Origin of the sequence: Pseudomonas sp. B16120 (genome assembly GCF_044218845.1) — a bacterium.
Classification (GTDB): domain Bacteria; phylum Pseudomonadota; class Gammaproteobacteria; order Pseudomonadales; family Pseudomonadaceae; genus Aquipseudomonas; species Aquipseudomonas paracarnis.
On sequence record NZ_CP162588.1, the window covers coordinates 1,812,957 to 1,828,681 of the forward strand.

A 15,725-nucleotide genomic window follows, 5' to 3' on the forward strand; every position below is an offset into this window, starting at 1 on the left:
CTTGAGCCAAATTGTCCTTCATGCACGCTGGCCGCGGCATGATTTAGCCCGGCGTCCAACCGTACGCCTGGCCTGTTCTGAGGAGTACGCATGGCTGTCTACAACTACGACGTGGTGGTACTGGGTTCCGGCCCAGCTGGAGAAGGTGCGGCGATGAACGCTGCCAAAGCAGGGCGCAAGGTGGCGATGGTCGATAGCCGTCGCCAGGTCGGCGGTAACTGCACCCACCTGGGTACCATCCCGTCCAAGGCATTGCGTCACTCGGTACGGCAGATCATGCAGTTCAATACCAATCCGATGTTTCGGGCCATTGGTGAGCCGCGCTGGTTCTCCTTCCCGGACGTACTGAAAAGCGCTGAAAAAGTCATCTCCAAGCAAGTCGCCTCGCGTACCGGCTACTACGCCCGTAACCGCGTCGACCTGTTCTTCGGCACCGGCAGTTTTGCCGATGAGCAAACCGTCGAAGTGGTCTGCGCCAATGGCGTGGTCGAGAAGCTGGTGGCCAAACACATCATCATCGCCACCGGTTCGCGCCCGTATCGCCCGGCGGACATCGATTTCCACCACCCGCGTATCTACGATAGCGACACCATCCTGAGCCTGGGCCACACCCCGCGCAAACTGATCATCTACGGCGCCGGCGTGATCGGCTGTGAATACGCCTCGATCTTCAGTGGCCTGGGTGTACTGGTCGAGCTGGTGGACAACCGCGACCAGTTGCTCAGCTTCCTCGACTCGGAAATCTCCCAGGCGTTGAGCTACCACTTCAGCAACAACAACATCACCGTGCGCCATAACGAAGAGTACGAGCGGGTCGAAGGCCTGGACAACGGTGTGATCCTGCACCTCAAGTCCGGCAAGAAGATCAAGGCCGACGCCTTGCTGTGGTGCAACGGCCGTACCGGCAACACCGACAAGCTGGGCATGGAAAACATCGGGGTCAAGGTCAACAGCCGTGGCCAGATCGAAGTGGATGAGAACTACCGCACCTGCGTGCCGAACATCTACGGCGCCGGTGACGTGATCGGCTGGCCAAGCCTGGCCAGTGCCGCTCATGACCAGGGCCGCTCGGCCGCTGGCAGCATTGTCGACAACGGCAGCTGGCGCTACGTGAACGACGTGCCGACCGGGATCTACACGATTCCCGAGATCAGCTCGATCGGCAAGAATGAGCACGAACTGACCAAGGCCAAGGTGCCTTACGAAGTGGGCAAGGCGTTCTTCAAGAGCATGGCGCGTGCGCAGATTGCCGGTGAGCCGCAAGGCATGCTGAAAATCCTGTTCCACCGCGAAACCCTGGAAGTACTCGGCGTGCATTGCTTCGGCTACCAGGCCTCGGAGATCGTGCACATCGGCCAGGCGATCATGAACCAGCCAGGTGAGCAAAATACCCTCAAGTATTTCGTCAACACCACCTTTAACTACCCGACCATGGCCGAAGCCTATCGGGTAGCGGCCTACGACGGTCTCAACCGGCTTTTTTGAGCGGCTCCGGCCGGTGGCCTGAGCCGGCCGGGGAGACCGATTTCAGTAATTCTCGAGGGTGGCAGTGGCCAAACCGGGAAAGTCTGTAATCAGGCTATCTACGCCGAAGTCGGCGAGCCTGCGCATCAGCGCAGGTTCGTTGACTGTCCACACGGACACATGCAAGCCCTGGCGCTGGGCTTTTTCCAGCCGCTCGGGGGTGCACAGCGTCCAGTTCAATGCCAAATACTCACAGCCGTAGTTCTGCGCGACTTTCAGCGGGTCGAGCCAGGCGTATTCAGCGACCAGGCCGCGTGACAGGTCCGGGGTGAGTTCCACGGCGGCCTTGAGCACTTCCCGCGAGCTTGACGTCACCGTGACCTTGTCCATCAAGCCAAAGCGCACAGCCATTTCGCGAATCGCCAGCACAGTGGTGGCGGCACGGGTACGCGAGGCGCTTTTGACTTCCAGTTGCCAGTGATCGAAGTCGCACTGTTCGAACAGCTCCTCCAGACGTGGAATCGGGCAGGGGCTTACCCAGCCTGGGCCGCCTTTGCGTGCGTCCATCTTCACCAGGTCAGCCGCCGAGTACTCGACGACCTTGCCGCGTCGGTCGGTGGTGCGCTTGAGGGTCGGGTCGTGGATGACCATCAACTCGCCGTCCATGGACAGGTGCAAGTCCAGTTCGCAGCGGCGTACGCCGTGCTTGAGGCATTCCTGAAAGCTGGTCAGGGTGTTTTCCGGTGCTTCGCCTTTGGCACCGCGGTGGCCGTAAATCAGGGTCACAGTTGCTCCTTTGCGCCAGGATGGCTGGCGTCGTGAATACGCATTCAGAGGTCTTCGCTTTGTTCTCGCGCCAGGCGGCGTTCCTGGGCCTGTTTCTGCAGGATATAGCGCGCCAGCAGTTGGCGTTGGGCATCGGTCATGGACTCGAACTCCGTGCCCACATCAAAGCCGTCGCCCTTGGGATCGCAATGGGTCACCCGCGCGCGCAGCAACAGGCCGAGCGCCTGGGGCATCAGCACCAGCTTGACCGCCAGGTGAGTGTCGGCGGGCAGCGGTGTCGGGTGCTGGAAGTCGATGCCGCCTTCGGAGAGGATCACCGGTTGCGGCGCGCCCACCTCGTTCAGCAAACCGCGAGCCATGACCTGGCTGAGCAGATCCAGGCGTTTGTTCTGCACTTTGAGGAAGGCCGCCAGGCTGCGGTCTTTCTCGCTGATCTGGCGCAGCAGGTGCTGGGCTTCGAATTCGCTCAGATGCAGTTCGCTGAGCAGATTGAACAGCGGCGAATCATCCAGCAACACTTCCTTGCTCGCCGCGTCGGGGCCAGACAGGGGTTTGATTTGAAGTGCGATCATGTCATCGATACGGTAGTATTCGCGGCGCTCTTCTTCATCTAATGTCGACATGGCGAACCCCAGGTAACGGTAATGGTCTGAGTGTAAAGCTGCTGACCAGACCCCGCCACCGGGACGTCTTCTTTTCCTCCGAACAAGCCCCGACATGTTCAGACCTCTCTTCGTATTTATCGGCACGCGTTATACCCGTGCAAAGCGTCGCAATCATTTTGTGTCGTTCATTTCCTTGACCTCGATGATCGGTCTCGCCCTGGGCGTGGTCGTGATGATCGTGGTGCTGTCGGTGATGAACGGCTTCGATCATGAGATGCGCACCCGCGTGCTGGGCATGGTGCCCCACGCGACCATCGAGGGCGATGCGCCCATCAACGACTGGCAAAGCCTGGCCGCCAAGGTCCAGCAGAACCCCAAGGTGGTGGCGGTAGCGCCGTTTACCCAGATGCAGGGGTTGCTGACCAACGACGGCAAAGTGCAGAAGATCCTGCTCAATGGCATCGACCCGGCCCAGGAACGCAATGTCTCGATCATCGACAAGTTCATGCTGCAAGGTAAGCTCGACGCGCTGTCGCCGGGCAGCTTTGGCATCGTTATCGGTGACAAGGCCGCGGCCAAGCTGGGCGTGGGGGTTGGCGACAAGCTGACCTTCGTCGCCCCGGAAGTCACCGTGACCCCGGCCGGCATGTTCCCGCGCATGAAGCGCTTTACCGTGGTGGGCACCTTCCACGTCGGTGCTGGCGAGATCGACGGTTACATCGGCCTGACCAACCTCACCGACCTGGCCCGCCTGCATCGCTGGCAGCCTGACCAGGTGCAGGGCCTGCGCCTGAAATTCAACGACCTGTTCGATGCGCCGCGCGGTGCCTGGGAAATTGCCCAGCACCTTGGGGAGACCGAGTACTACGCCCGCGACTGGACCCGCACCCACGGCAACCTGTACCAGGCCATCCGCATGGAAAAAGCCATGATCGGCCTGTTGTTGTTGCTGATCGTCGCCGTGGCGGCTTTCAACATTATCTCCACGCTGGTGATGGTGGTGAACGACAAGAAGGGCGACATCGCCATTCTGCGTACGTTGGGCGCCACGCCGGGGCAGATCATGGCGATCTTCATGGTGCAGGGCACCGTGATCGGCGTGGTTGGCACCTTGATCGGCACGGCGGTGGGCATTCTGGCCGCGCTGAACGTCAGCGCCGCCATCGCCCTGCTTGAAAAGGTGATCGGCCACAAGTTTCTCAACGCCGACGTCTACTTCATCGATTACTTGCCGTCCCAGGTGCAAACCCAGGACGTGCTGATGGTGGGCGGCGCTGCGTTGGTCCTGAGCTTCCTTGCCACCCTGTATCCAGCCTGGCGCGCGGCACGTACCCAGCCAGCACAGGCATTACGTTATGAGTGAATCGGGCATGAGTGAAAAAGCAATCCTGAGCTGCCGCAACCTGGGCAAATCCTACGAGGAAGGCCCGGAGTCGGTGGTGGTGCTGTCCAACCTGCAGCTTGAACTGCACCCTGGCGAGCGTGTGGCGATCGTCGGCAGTTCCGGTTCCGGCAAGAGTACCTTGCTCAACCTGCTGGGCGGCCTCGATACGCCGTCCCAGGGCAGCGTATGGCTGGCCGGTGAAGAACTATCGGCGTTGAATGAAAAGGCCCGCGGCCAACTGCGCAATCGCTCGTTGGGCTTTGTGTACCAGTTCCACCACTTGCTGCCGGAATTCACCGCCCTGGAAAACGTGTGCATGCCGCTGTTGATCGGCAAGACCGCGATTCCTGAAGCGCGTCAGCGTGCCACGGCCTTGCTCGAACGCGTCGGCCTGGGCCACCGCCTGGAGCACAAGCCGGCGGAGTTGTCCGGTGGTGAGCGCCAGCGCGTGGCGATTGCTCGTGCCCTGGTGAACAACCCGGGCCTGGTGATGCTCGACGAGCCGACCGGCAACCTCGACTCCCACACCGCCCAGGGCATCAAGGACTTGATGCTGGAACTGAGCACCCAGATGCGCACCGCGTTCCTGGTGGTGACCCATGACATGAGCATGGCCCGGCAGATGGACCGTGTACTGCATTTGCAGGAAGGTCATCTGGTCGCTATCTGACCTGTTGCAAGCCCGGTTTTTAGAGGTCGGGCTTTTTCATTTTTCCAACGGTGCCCGCGAATGTTCAGACCGTTATCGATTTTTATCGGCACGCGCTATACCCGCGCCAAGCGCCGCAACCGTTTTGTCTCGTTTATCTCGATGACCTCGATGATCGGCCTCGCCCTGGGCGTATTGGCGATGATCGTGGTGCTTTCGGTAATGAACGGCTTTCAGCGTGAAATGAGCTCGCGCATCCTCGGCATGGTGCCCCACGCCACCATCGTCGGCGTAAAGCCGATTGATGATTGGCAGCCGGTGGCCGCGGCCGCGATGAAGAATCCGCAAGTCACCGCCGCTGTGCCCTTCACCCAGATGGATGGCATGTTTTCCTATAAGGGCGCGATGCAGCCCATCGAGATCAGCGGCGTCGACCCGGCTCAGGAAGGCAAGGTGTCGATCGTGGCCCAGCACATCGTGCGCGGCAAACTCGACGACCTCAAACCTGGCGAGTTCGGTGTGGTGGTCGGTGATATCACTGCGCGGCGTTTTCGCCTGAACGTGGGCGACAAGCTGACCCTGATCGTGCCGGAGCTCAGCAGCGCCCCGGGCGGTATCACCCCGCGCATGCAGCGCCTGAATGTGGTGGGCATCTTCAAGGTCGGCGCCGAACTGGATGGCTCCATGGCCCTGATCCACATGGCCGATGCCGCTGAAATCCAGCATTGGCAGCCCAACCAGGTGCAAAGCGTGCGCCTGGCGGTAAAGGACTTGTACGCAGCGCCCAAAGTCTCGGCAGATATCGCCGCCAGCCTGGGCGCGGCTTACAAGCCGGATGACTGGACCCACACCCAGGGCAGCCTGTTCAGCGCGATGAAAATGGAAAAGACCATGATCGGCCTGCTGCTGCTGATGATCGTCGCCGTGGCCGCGTTCAACATCATCGCCACCTTGATCATGGTGGTGAACGACAAGGGCGCGGATATCGCGATCCTGCGTACCATCGGCGCCACACCTCGGCAGATTATGGCGATCTTCATGGTGCAGGGCACCGTGATTGGCGTGGTCGGCACCTTGATCGGCGGCGTGTTGGGGGTGATTGCGGCGCTGAACGTGAGTGAGCTGGTGGGCTGGCTGGAGCGGGTGAGCGGGCAGCATATCTTCAGCTCGGATGTGTACTTTGTCAGCAACCTGCCTTCGGAGCTGCAAGGTGGGGATGTGTTGCTGATCTGCTCGGCGGGGTTTGTGTTGAGCTTCTTGGCGACGATTTACCCGGCGTATCGGGCGGCGAAGATTGAGCCGGCGCACGCCCTCAGGTATTCGTAACCTGCTCGTTCCCACGCTCTGCGCGGGAATGCCTCACCGGACGCTCCGCGTCCGCTGTTGGGACGCACAGCGTCCCGGAATGCGTTCCCACGCGGAGCGTGGGAACGATCAGCAGTCGCCCTTGGGCAATTCAATCACAAACCTGGTCCAGCCCGCCTGCGACTCACAATAAATCCTCCCGCCATGCGCCCGCACAATCGACTGGGTAATCGCCAACCCCAGGCCTGCATGTTCACTGCTACCTGCACGCCTCGACGGATCGGCTCGGTAGAACCGGTCAAACAGCCGCGGCAATAACGGCGCAGGAATACCTTCCCCGCTGTTCTCAACCGTCAGTGTCACGCCACTCTCGATCCGCACCCGCACTTCGCCGCCCGGTGGGGTAAACCGCAGCGCGTTATCCAGCAGATTCGACAAGGCCCGGCGCAACATACCGCGATCGCCCATCGTCTGGGCGGTGCCTTCGCGCACCAGCGTCACCTGTGCGTCCTCCGCCAGCAGGGTAAAGAACTCCAACAGTGCGTCGACCTCATCGCCCAAATCCAGAGCTTCTCGGCTGGGCATCAGCAAGCCGTGGTCAGCTTTGGCCAGGTACAGCATGTCGTTGACCAGTTGCGCCATCCATTGCAGCTCTTCCAGATTGCTGTGCAGCGCCTCGCGGTAATCCTCCAGCGGGCGCGGTTGGGTGAGGATGACTTGGGTCTGGGTCAGCAGGTTGGACAGCGGTGTGCGCAGTTCGTGGGCGATATCTGCGCTGAAGGCAGACAGGCGCTGGAACGCGTCATCCAGGCGCGCCAGCATGGCGTTGACGGCTTGGGCCAGCTCCGCGAGCTCCACCGGCATTTGTTCTTGGGGTAAGCGTTGCGTGAGGGAGTGGGCGTAGACACTGGCGGCCACTTCGCCCATGCGCCGCAGCGGTCGCAAGCCACTGCGCGCGGCCCAGGCGCCGAGCAGGGCAGTGGCCAGGGCCGAGAGGCCGACGGTCAGCCAGATCAAGCGTTGCATGCGTTGCAGAAAGTGCTGGTGGTGGGTGATGTCGAGGATCAGGGTCAGTTGTGGCGAATCCAGTTGGCTGGGCGTCAAGGGCGCGATGAATACGCGGTAGTCGGTGCCTGCGTATTGCAGGCTGTGCAGGCCGGGTGCTTGGGGCAAGGGAAGGTGTGGCGCGCCGTCCAGCCAACGTTGCCCAGCTCCGGTGATGCGCAAGGCGAGGTCGGGCTGGTGATCGAGTTCGGCGCGCAGTTGAGGGGTTCGCCGGGCGAGGTCTTCCGGTGAGGCGACACCCTGCAAGGTGCTGCGCAGGGCCACCAGTTTGCTTTCGAGCTGTTGCTGGTCCAGCTCCATGAAGTGCGCCTCGCTGGCCCGGTTGAACAACACCCCGGCGATCAACGAGACCACCGCCGTGCAGGCGGCAAACAGCAGCGCCAGGCGGCTGGTCAGGGACAGGCGCTTGATCACGTGAACCGTTCCTCCAGCACGTAACCCATGCCGCGCACGGTGTGGATCAGCTTATTGGGGAAATTGTCATCGACTTTCAGGCGCAGGCGGCGAATGGCAACTTCGATGATGTTGGTGTCGCTGTCGAAATTCATGTCCCACACCTGGGAGGCGATCAGCGTCTTGGGCAGCACTTCGCCCTGGCGGCGTAGCAGCAGCTCCAGCAAGGCGAACTCCTTGGCGGTGAGGTCGATGCGCTGGCCGCTGCGCTCGACGCGCCGGCGGATCAAGTCCAGGCTCAGGTCGGCCAGTTGCAGCGTGGTCTCCTGCGGCGTGCTGCTGCCACGGCGCAATAAGGTGCGCACCCGCGCCAGCAGTTCGGAAAACGCGAAGGGTTTGACCAGGTAATCGTCGGCGCCCAGCTCCAGGCCATGTACTCGGTCTTCTACGGCATCGCGAGCGGTGAGGAACAGCACCGGGATGTCCAGGCCGGCACTGCGCACCGCCTGCAGGATTTGCCAGCCATCGCGGCCGGGCAGCATCACATCGAGGATCAACAAGTCATAGTCGCCCGTTAGCGCCAAGTGCTGGCCACTGGTGCCGTCGGCCACCAGTTCGGTGGTAAAGCCCGCTTCGGCCAGGCCCTGACGCAGGTAATGACCGGTTTTGGGTTGGTCTTCGACGATCAGCAGTTTCATGTAGGGCTCTTGGTCAAGGTGGACGCCGGCCTTTATACCCTGGGCTCCGGGGTATGGGCGCAAGCTGACAAAGTTGTAATCTAGCAGTCAGCTGGCTGGCAGCGAGGCCATCTTAAAGTGTTGCCCACGCTGGATACCTATTTTGGAGAGTGAAAGATGGCGTTGCGTACACCCCAGTTATTGGCGGGCTGCCTGTTGGCGTTGAGTTTCAATGCACTGGCGGATGCGACTCACACCTACGCGTTCGGCCAGCCGGCCCCGGCGGATAAAGCCACGCGCACCGTTGAAGTCACGCTGCGGGACATTGCCTTTGAGCCCAAGTCCCTGGACGTCAAGGCCGGTGAAACCGTGCGCTTCGTGCTGGTCAACAAAGGCCAGTTGCTGCATGAGTTCAACCTGGGTGACGCGGCCATGCATGCCGCCCACCAGAAAGAGATGTTGCAGATGCAAGCCAGTGGCATGCTCACCGCCACCGGCATGGGCAAGATGGATCACAGCGCCATGGGCCACGGCGACATGGGCGGCATGAAGCACGACGATCCCAACAGTGTGTTGGTGGAGCCGGGCAAGACGGCCGAACTGACCTGGACGTTCAAGCAGGCCACAGGCCTTGAGTTCGCCTGCAACCTGCCTGGGCATTACCAGGCGGGCATGGTCGGCAAACTGACCGTTGAGTGAGGCGTTTGTTAAGGGCGGGAGCAAAGGCTGGTAGACTGGCGCGGTTTATTTAGCCAGGTTTCCGCCATGCATCCCGCAGCCGAACATTCGCCGCTGGGCAAGTCCAGTGAATACATCAGCACCTACACGCCTTCGTTGTTGTTCCCGATTCCACGCGCCGCCAAGTGGGCCGAGCTGGGCCTGAGCGCCGAGACCCTGCCGTACAAGGGCGTGGATTTCTGGAACTGCTTCGAACTGTCCTGGCTGTTGCCCTCGGGCAAGCCGGTGGTAGCCATCGGTGAATTCAGCATTCCGGCCGACTCGCCAAACATCATCGAGTCCAAGTCGTTCAAGCTGTACCTCAACTCGCTGAACCAGACCGCGTTTGCCGATACGTCCAGCCTTGAAGCCACCCTGCGCACCGACCTCAGCGCTGCGGCCGGCAAGCCCGTGAACGTGCGTATTCGCAGCCTGGCCGACATCGAGGCAGAAGGCGTGATGGCGTTGCCCGGCGTGTGCATTGACGGCCTGGATATCAACGTCAGCAGCTACGAACACCCACGCCCTGAACTGCTGCGTTGCGATGATTCGCGCGTGGTGGAGGAGAGCGTGCACAGCCACCTGCTCAAATCCAACTGCCCGGTGACCAGCCAGCCTGACTGGGGCAGTGTGGTGGTGGAATACCGTGGTGCGGCGCTGAATCACGCCAGCCTGCTGGAATATATCGTCAGCTTTCGCCAGCACTCGGACTTTCATGAGCAGTGTGTGGAGCGGATCTTCCTGGACTTGCAGCGCTTGCTCAAGCCGGAGAAGTTGACCGTGTATGCACGCTATGTGCGTCGGGGTGGGTTGGATATCAACCCGTATCGCAGCACTGAGAACACCCAGTTCCTGAACGTGCGCCTGGCGCGTCAGTAAGCCTTCATACAAAAAACTGTGGGAGCTGGCTTGCCTGCGATTGCGATCTTTCAGTCATTCATCAAGTGACTGATACACCGCTATCGCAGGCAAGCCAGCTCCCACATTTGGTTTTGTGTTTGGCTTGGGCTCGGGTTAGATGCCGATATTGCCAAGGGTTAGCACGATATTGCGCAACGTCCCGGCAATGCCTGGATGGTCCAGTTCAAAACCTTCCACTGCCCGGTTCACATCGTCAGCGATGCTGGGCGTCTGGGTGGCCGGTTCCATTTCCAACTGGACTTCGAATTTGGCGATCAACTCTTCCAATGCTTGACGTTTCTCGGCGGGCAACTCGGGATGATTCTCCAGTTGCTCACGCACAATATCGGCCTGCTGTTGTAACTTCTCGCGATCAGGCATGACGTTCTTTCCTTTTATCGATAGGCACTGGCATAGACCGCGGCACGCCGTGAAAGGTCTACGGGCTGACCTGTAGATTAATCCACTGCGGCCAACTGTGCATGATCTCGATCAGGGCTTCTCGCCCTTGAGTTGGCGCAGGCGGATGTCGGCCAGGCAGGTGCCGAGTTCGCCGAGGTGGTCGATCACCGAATGCACACCCAGGCCATAGAGCGCCACCGTGGCCTTGCCGCGCTTGTGTTCGCGTTGCTGCTCGGTCAGCGCCTGCCATTGCTGGGGCGACAGGCCGCAGAGCGAACCGCAGGAGGCCAGGCCGATGGTCCACAAACCGGCATTCAGGCCCGATTGCAGCAGGCGCGGCTCGCCGCTGACCAGTACGCAGCCTTCCAGGCGTTCGATGTTCAACTCCATCAGGGCTTGCCAGCAAGCGTGGGGCGCGGGCCAGCGAATGGAGGAGGGCGAGGCCGCCTTGAGCCAGCCCGGCAGGCCGGCGCAGAGTGGCGTGGTCACGGCGGGAGGCAGTTCGTCCAGCCAGGCGCAGGGCACGCCTTGTTCTTTGAGACTGCGCAGGATTTTCAACGCGCCTGGCGTGGCCTCGGCGTCGGCGCAAGGTGAGTCGGTGCGCGCCAGGGAACCAAAATCCACCAGGCAGCCACTCAGGCCAAATAACACGGCGGTCAATGAGGGGGCGGCGGCGACGGCAATCTCGACGTGTGGCATCTGAACGTCCCTGAAATAGCTGCCACGCTATCGGGGCGGCATGACAAGGGGATGACACTGTCGATATTTGTAGGAATTTTGTGCATTTTCCCTAAGACGATTCTAGGTAGCTGCCTAAATCGGCACTTCCGTCATATACTGACAGCCTTATTCAGGGCATAGCGCCCATGACAGACCATTCAAGGAGCAAAAGCTATGCGCTGGAGCCAGTACTTCGCTCAGCTATCGGTGTGTGCCACCATCCTGTTGGCGCCTTTCGCTGCCCAAGCGGCCTCGGAAGATGACCCGTGGGAAAGCGTCAACCGCCCCATCTTCACCTTCAACGACACCGTTGACACCTATGCCCTCAAGCCAATCGCCCAGGGCTATCAGTTCGTCACCCCACAATTTGTGCAGGACGGCGTTCACAACTTCTTCCGCAACATCGGTGATGTCGGCAACCTGGCCAACAACGTGCTGCAACTCAAGCCGCACAATGCAGGCGTCGACACCGCCCGCTTGTTGGTCAACACCACATTTGGCGTTCTGGGCTTTATTGACGTCGGCACCAAAATGGGGCTGCAGCGCAGCGATGAAGACTTCGGCCAAACCCTCGGCTACTGGGGCGTGGGCAGCGGCCCGTACGTGATGATCCCGTTGCTGGGCCCAAGCACCTTGCGTGATGCGCCGTCCAAATACGTCGACAGCTACACCCAACCGTACCGCTACATGAACGACATCGGCTGGCGTAACAGCACCTTCGGCCTCAACGTGGTCGACGTGCGCGCCAGCCTGCTCGACAGCGAGAAGCTGATCAGCGGCGACAAGTACACCTTCATTCGTAACGCTTACCTGCAGAACCGCGAGTTCAAGGTCAAGGACGGCAAGGTCGTTGACGACTTTTAAGCTGTGACGTTTTGAAATGAAAAAGGCGACCTTTATAGGGTCGCCTTTTTTGTGCGCGCTGATCGTTCCCCACGCTCCGCGTGGGAACGCATCCCGTGACGCTCCGCGTCACCCTTGCGCAGGGGCTGGATGCTGCGTTAGCGCATTTTCAGAATCTTGAGGCCCAGATGCTGGTCATCGCCTACTGCCTTGGTCCACACCACCTCGGTATCCGCTTCAAGACCCCTGAGCGCAGCGTGTTCTGAATCAATGCGCACGGTCAGCAGGTCACCCACCGTGAACTGGCGAGGTGCCTGCACTTGCATGCCGGAACTGGAGAGGTCCACGCAGGTACCGGCAATCTCCTGCCCGGCATGGATCAAAGACACATCGGCATCTATTCGCATGCGGATGAAATCGCGTTTTTCGGCGTAGTCGCGCTCGTGTTCGCTCACAGCATCCATCCTTACTTTGCGTTGTGGTTGTGAGGGTTCTTATAACTCCCGGTGATTTGCGGTGTAAAGACGCCCGGCGACCATCGGCATGAGCTTGAAACCCCTCACGGATGGGAGTACCGTCTGCGCCTTAGAAGGGCACCTCTGCTTTACCGTTGTGCATGGGCCAAATCCCAATGCTTTGTAGGACAGAGAGGCTAGAAAGCGAATCCAGTACGTGAGCCCGGCCATTGCCGAGCCGCCTACGCCAACCTAATTCTGGCGCCGTTTGCCCACATGCAAAAAACCAGTGCCACGCTGCTGATAATCGATGACGACGAAGTAGTGCGCGCGAGCCTCGCGGCCTACTTGGAAGACAGTGGCTTCAGCGTCCTGCAGGCCAGTAATGGCCAACAGGGTCTCCAGGTATTCGAGCGCGACAAGCCCGACCTTGTGATCTGCGACCTGCGCATGCCCCAGATGGGCGGCCTGGAGCTGATTCGCCAGGTGACCGACCTTGCCCCGCAAACGCCGGTGATTGTCGTGTCCGGTGCCGGTGTCATGAACGACGCCGTCGAAGCCCTGCGCCTGGGCGCTGCCGATTACCTGATCAAGCCCCTGGAAGACCTGGCCGTGCTGGAGCACTCGGTGCGCCGCGCCCTGGACCGTGCACGCCTGCTTTTGGAAAACCAGCGCTACCGCGAAAAGCTCGAGACCGCCAACCGCGAGCTCGAAGCCAGCCTGAACCTGCTGCAGGAAGACCAGAACGCCGGTCGCCAGGTGCAGATGAACATGCTGCCGGTGAGCCCCTGGACGATTGACGAATTCAAGTTTGCCCACCAGATCATCCCGTCGTTGTACCTGTCGGGTGATTTTGTCGACTATTTCCGCGTCGATGAGCGCCGCGTTGCTTTCTACCTGGCCGACGTTTCCGGCCACGGCGCGTCTTCGGCTTTTGTCACCGTGTTGTTGAAGTTCATGACCACACGGCTGTTGTTCGAGTCCAAGCGCAATGGCACCTTGCCGGAGTTCACCCCCTCCGAGGTGCTGGGCCACATCAACCGGGGCCTGATCAGCTGCAAGCTGGGCAAGCACGTGACGATGGTCGGCGGCGTGATCGACGAAGAAACTGGTCTTTTGACCTACAGCATTGGCGGTCACCTGCCGATGCCTGTTTTGTACACTCCTGACAGTGTGCGCTACCTGGAAGGGCGTGGCCTGCCCGTAGGCTTGTTTAACGAAGCCACCTACGAAGACCACATCCTGGAACTGCCGCCGACTTTCAGCCTGACGCTGATGTCCGACGGCATCCTGGACCTTTTGCCAGAGCCTACACTCAAAGAGAAAGAAGCCGCCTTGCCCCAAAAGGTCAAGTCGGCGGGCGGCAGCCTGGATGGCCTGCGGCAGGTTTTTGGATTGGCCACGCTAGGGGAGATGCCGGATGATATCGCCCTATTGGTGTTGAGCAGGAATCTTTGATGAGTACCGGAAGAATCCAATTCGCCGAGCAAGACGGGACCTTCGTCCTGAAATTTGTCGGTGAAGTGCGCCTGACCTTGTGTTCGGCCCTGGATGCGACGATCGAGCGGATCTTCACCGCGCTGAACTTCTCGGCGATCGTGATCGACCTGACCGAAACGCGCAGCATCGATAGCACCACCCTGGGCCTGTTGGCCAAGTTGTCCATTCTGTCGCGGCAGAAGGTCGGCCTGTTGCCGACCGTGGTCACCACCCATGAAGACATCACTCGTCTGTTGCAGTCCATGGGCTTTGACCAGGTGTTCAACATCGTTGATCGCCCCATCCCGTGCCCGGAATGCCTCACCGACCTGCCGTCCCAGGACCAGTCCGAAGAGATCGTACGGGTCAAGGTGCTGGAAGCGCACAAGATCCTGATGGGCCTCAACGAGTCCAACCGCGAAGCCTTCCACGACCTCGTCAACGCACTCGAGCGGCACTAACAGCTTCCCTGCTCAAACACACACAGTCCAATGTGGGAGCTGGCTTGCCTGCGATTGCGCAGTGTCAGTCGATTAAGTGTTGACTGGCCCACCGCTATCGCAGGCAAGCCAGCTCCCACATAGGGCGGCGGTGACACCGACGCACAAAAAAGGGCGGCACCCTCACAGGTACCGCCCTTTTTGCCGCTATCTGCCTTTACAGCTTGGCCGACAACAACGCCTCCAGCTTCTCCTGGTCCCGCGCAAACTGGCGAATGCCCTCCGCCAGCTTCTCAGTCGCCATCGCGTCCTCGTTGGACTCCCAACGGAACTGCGCTTCAGTCATATGCACACGGGCCTCACCGGCATGGCCTGGCGCCAACTTGCGCTCCAGCTTGCCTTCATCCGCCGCCAGCTTCTCCAGCAGGTCCGGGCTGATGGTCAGGCGATCACACCCGGCCAGCTCTTCGATCTGGCTGAGGTTACGGAAGCTCGCACCCATCACCACGGTCTTGTAGCCGTTAGCCTTGTAGTAGTTGTAGATGCGCGTCACCGACTGCACGCCCGGGTCATCGGAACCGGTGTAGTCGTTGCCGTTGGCCTTCTTGTACCAGTCGTAGATACGGCCTACGAACGGAGAAATCAAAAACACACCCGCTTCAGCACAAGCCACGGCCTGGGCAAACGAGAACAGCAGCGTCAGGTTGGTCTGGATGCCTTCTTTTTCCAGCTTCTCGGCGGCACGGATGCCTTCCCAGGTGGAGGCGATCTTGATCAGCACGCGGTCACGGCCAACCCCAGCCTTGTCGTACAGGTCGATCAGACGGTGCGCACGCTTGAGAATCGCGGCCTCGTCGAACGACAGACGCGCATCCACCTCAGTGGAAATACGGCCCGGCACGACTTTGAGAATCTCTTGACCCACCGCCACCGCAAAGCGGTCACTGGCCAGGCCCACATCGCCGTTGCAGTCCTGCACACACTCATCCAGCAGCTTGGCATAGCCAGGAATCGACGCAGCCTTGAGCAGCAGGGAAGGGTTGGTGGTCGCGTCTTGCGGCTTGAGCTTGGCGAGCGTGGAGAAATCGCCGGTATCGGCTACGACGGTGGTGAATTGCTTGAGTTGTTCCAGCTTGGAAGTCATGGGCGTGCTCTGTCCTGTGGGTCTGATGACATTACCCGAGCGCTGGCAGGCGCTCAAGGGCGCAAATGCGTTAGGTCGTTTGCGAGGGCAATAACCTGGAAACAGCCGTTTGAATTACCGGCCGTGGTGCTAACTAGGAGGCCAGAATCGCCGACAGGTTCCCCCCAACTGCTCGATGCCCTCCGATCAAACTGTGGGAGCCAACTTGCCTGCATGACGCCAGCCCAGCCACTGAGATTCACCTAGCCCTCATCGGTCAAACTGTGGGAGCTGGCTTGCCTGCGATAACGCCGGTAC

Annotated in this window: 17 protein-coding genes; 9 read left to right on the top strand and 8 right to left on the bottom strand. The window is 60.6% G+C overall.

The annotated features are described in order from the left end of the window. The first annotated feature begins 90 nt into the window (after nt 1-90). Complete coding sequence (gene sthA, locus AB4P90_RS08650) at nt 91-1,485, top strand: Si-specific NAD(P)(+) transhydrogenase (RefSeq protein WP_003189670.1); 1,395 nt, start codon at nt 91-93, stop codon at nt 1,483-1,485. 42 nt (nt 1,486-1,527) lie between these two features. On the opposite strand, the gene AB4P90_RS08655 is transcribed toward sthA, so the two are convergent. Continuing rightward, a complete protein-coding gene (locus AB4P90_RS08655) occupies nt 1,528-2,250 on the bottom strand; it encodes a glycerophosphodiester phosphodiesterase family protein (RefSeq protein ID WP_014717518.1) in 723 nt (240 codons plus the stop codon). A 44-nt stretch (nt 2,251-2,294) separates the two neighbouring features. Then, on the bottom strand, nt 2,295-2,873 hold the full coding sequence (locus tag AB4P90_RS08660; RefSeq protein ID WP_072434384.1) for a PilZ domain-containing protein: 579 nt from the start codon (nt 2,871-2,873) through the stop codon (nt 2,295-2,297). A 94-nt stretch (nt 2,874-2,967) separates the two neighbouring features. Here AB4P90_RS08660 and AB4P90_RS08665 point away from each other — a divergent pair, with 94 nt between their 5' ends. Genes AB4P90_RS08665 through AB4P90_RS08675 form a run of 3 tightly spaced genes read left to right on the top strand, consistent with a single transcriptional unit; the run spans nt 2,968 to nt 6,214 of the window. Then, nucleotides 2,968-4,218, top strand: coding sequence for a lipoprotein-releasing ABC transporter permease subunit (locus AB4P90_RS08665; protein WP_072434385.1), 1,251 nt, complete (start codon nt 2,968-2,970; stop codon nt 4,216-4,218). Nucleotides 4,219-4,225: 7 nt separating this feature from the next. Beyond that, nucleotides 4,226-4,909, top strand: coding sequence for a lipoprotein-releasing ABC transporter ATP-binding protein LolD (gene lolD, locus AB4P90_RS08670; protein WP_019818240.1), 684 nt, complete (start codon nt 4,226-4,228; stop codon nt 4,907-4,909). Between the two features lie 60 nt (nt 4,910-4,969). Further along, complete coding sequence (locus tag AB4P90_RS08675) at nt 4,970-6,214, top strand: lipoprotein-releasing ABC transporter permease subunit (protein ID WP_014717521.1); 1,245 nt, start codon at nt 4,970-4,972, stop codon at nt 6,212-6,214. 108 nt (nt 6,215-6,322) lie between these two features. On the opposite strand, the gene AB4P90_RS08680 is transcribed toward AB4P90_RS08675, so the two are convergent. Continuing rightward, nucleotides 6,323-7,672, bottom strand: a complete 1,350-nt coding sequence (locus tag AB4P90_RS08680; RefSeq protein WP_395605807.1) for a heavy metal sensor histidine kinase — start codon at nt 7,670-7,672, stop codon at nt 6,323-6,325. Further along, nucleotides 7,669-8,349, bottom strand: a complete 681-nt coding sequence (locus tag AB4P90_RS08685) for a heavy metal response regulator transcription factor (RefSeq protein ID WP_020302902.1) — start codon at nt 8,347-8,349, stop codon at nt 7,669-7,671. The genes AB4P90_RS08680 and AB4P90_RS08685 overlap by 4 nt, the downstream gene beginning before the upstream one ends. 156 nt (nt 8,350-8,505) lie before the next feature. Here AB4P90_RS08685 and AB4P90_RS08690 point away from each other — a divergent pair, with 156 nt between their 5' ends. Then, the gene (locus tag AB4P90_RS08690) at nt 8,506-9,027 is read left to right on the top strand and encodes a plastocyanin/azurin family copper-binding protein (RefSeq protein ID WP_003189683.1); all 522 of its coding nucleotides are present in this window, start codon (nt 8,506-8,508) and stop codon (nt 9,025-9,027) included. 66 nt (nt 9,028-9,093) lie between these two features. Next, nucleotides 9,094-9,924 carry an NADPH-dependent 7-cyano-7-deazaguanine reductase QueF gene (gene queF, locus AB4P90_RS08695; RefSeq protein WP_032903143.1) on the top strand — a complete coding sequence of 277 codons (831 nt, stop codon included), beginning with the start codon at nt 9,094-9,096 and terminating at the stop codon, nt 9,922-9,924. A 135-nt stretch (nt 9,925-10,059) separates the two neighbouring features. On the opposite strand, the gene AB4P90_RS08700 is transcribed toward queF, so the two are convergent. Together AB4P90_RS08700 and AB4P90_RS08705 are read right to left on the bottom strand one after the other, a co-directional pair. Beyond that, a complete protein-coding gene (locus tag AB4P90_RS08700; RefSeq protein ID WP_014717525.1) occupies nt 10,060-10,326 on the bottom strand; it encodes a DUF4404 family protein in 267 nt (88 codons plus the stop codon). A 111-nt stretch (nt 10,327-10,437) separates the two neighbouring features. After that, on the bottom strand, nt 10,438-11,046 hold the full coding sequence (locus tag AB4P90_RS08705; protein WP_060767232.1) for a hypothetical protein: 609 nt from the start codon (nt 11,044-11,046) through the stop codon (nt 10,438-10,440). A 195-nt stretch (nt 11,047-11,241) separates the two neighbouring features. Here AB4P90_RS08705 and AB4P90_RS08710 point away from each other — a divergent pair, with 195 nt between their 5' ends. Further along, on the top strand, nt 11,242-11,931 hold the full coding sequence (locus tag AB4P90_RS08710; protein WP_003189688.1) for a VacJ family lipoprotein: 690 nt from the start codon (nt 11,242-11,244) through the stop codon (nt 11,929-11,931). 137 nt (nt 11,932-12,068) lie between these two features. Here the strand turns inward: AB4P90_RS08710 and AB4P90_RS08715 are convergent, their stop codons facing one another. Then, nucleotides 12,069-12,365, bottom strand: coding sequence for a PilZ domain-containing protein (locus AB4P90_RS08715; protein WP_003189689.1), 297 nt, complete (start codon nt 12,363-12,365; stop codon nt 12,069-12,071). A 276-nt stretch (nt 12,366-12,641) separates the two neighbouring features. On the opposite strand from AB4P90_RS08715, the gene rssB reads away from it, so the two are divergent. Together rssB and rssC are read left to right on the top strand one after the other, a co-directional pair. Beyond that, nucleotides 12,642-13,823: a two-component system response regulator RssB gene (gene rssB / locus AB4P90_RS08720; protein ID WP_014717527.1), complete on the top strand. Its 1,182-nt coding sequence runs from the start codon at nt 12,642-12,644 to the stop codon at nt 13,821-13,823. Continuing rightward, entirely contained in the window at nt 13,823-14,305 is a 483-nt protein-coding gene (gene rssC, locus AB4P90_RS08725; protein WP_010212025.1) for an anti-sigma factor antagonist RssC, read from the top strand. Before rssB ends, rssC begins: the two co-directional genes overlap by 1 nt. 196 nt (nt 14,306-14,501) lie before the next feature. Here rssC and tal read toward each other — a convergent pair whose 3' ends face one another. Then, nucleotides 14,502-15,428: a transaldolase gene (gene tal / locus AB4P90_RS08730; RefSeq protein WP_019818234.1), complete on the bottom strand. Its 927-nt coding sequence runs from the start codon at nt 15,426-15,428 to the stop codon at nt 14,502-14,504. Nucleotides 15,429-15,725: the final 297 nt, after the last annotated feature.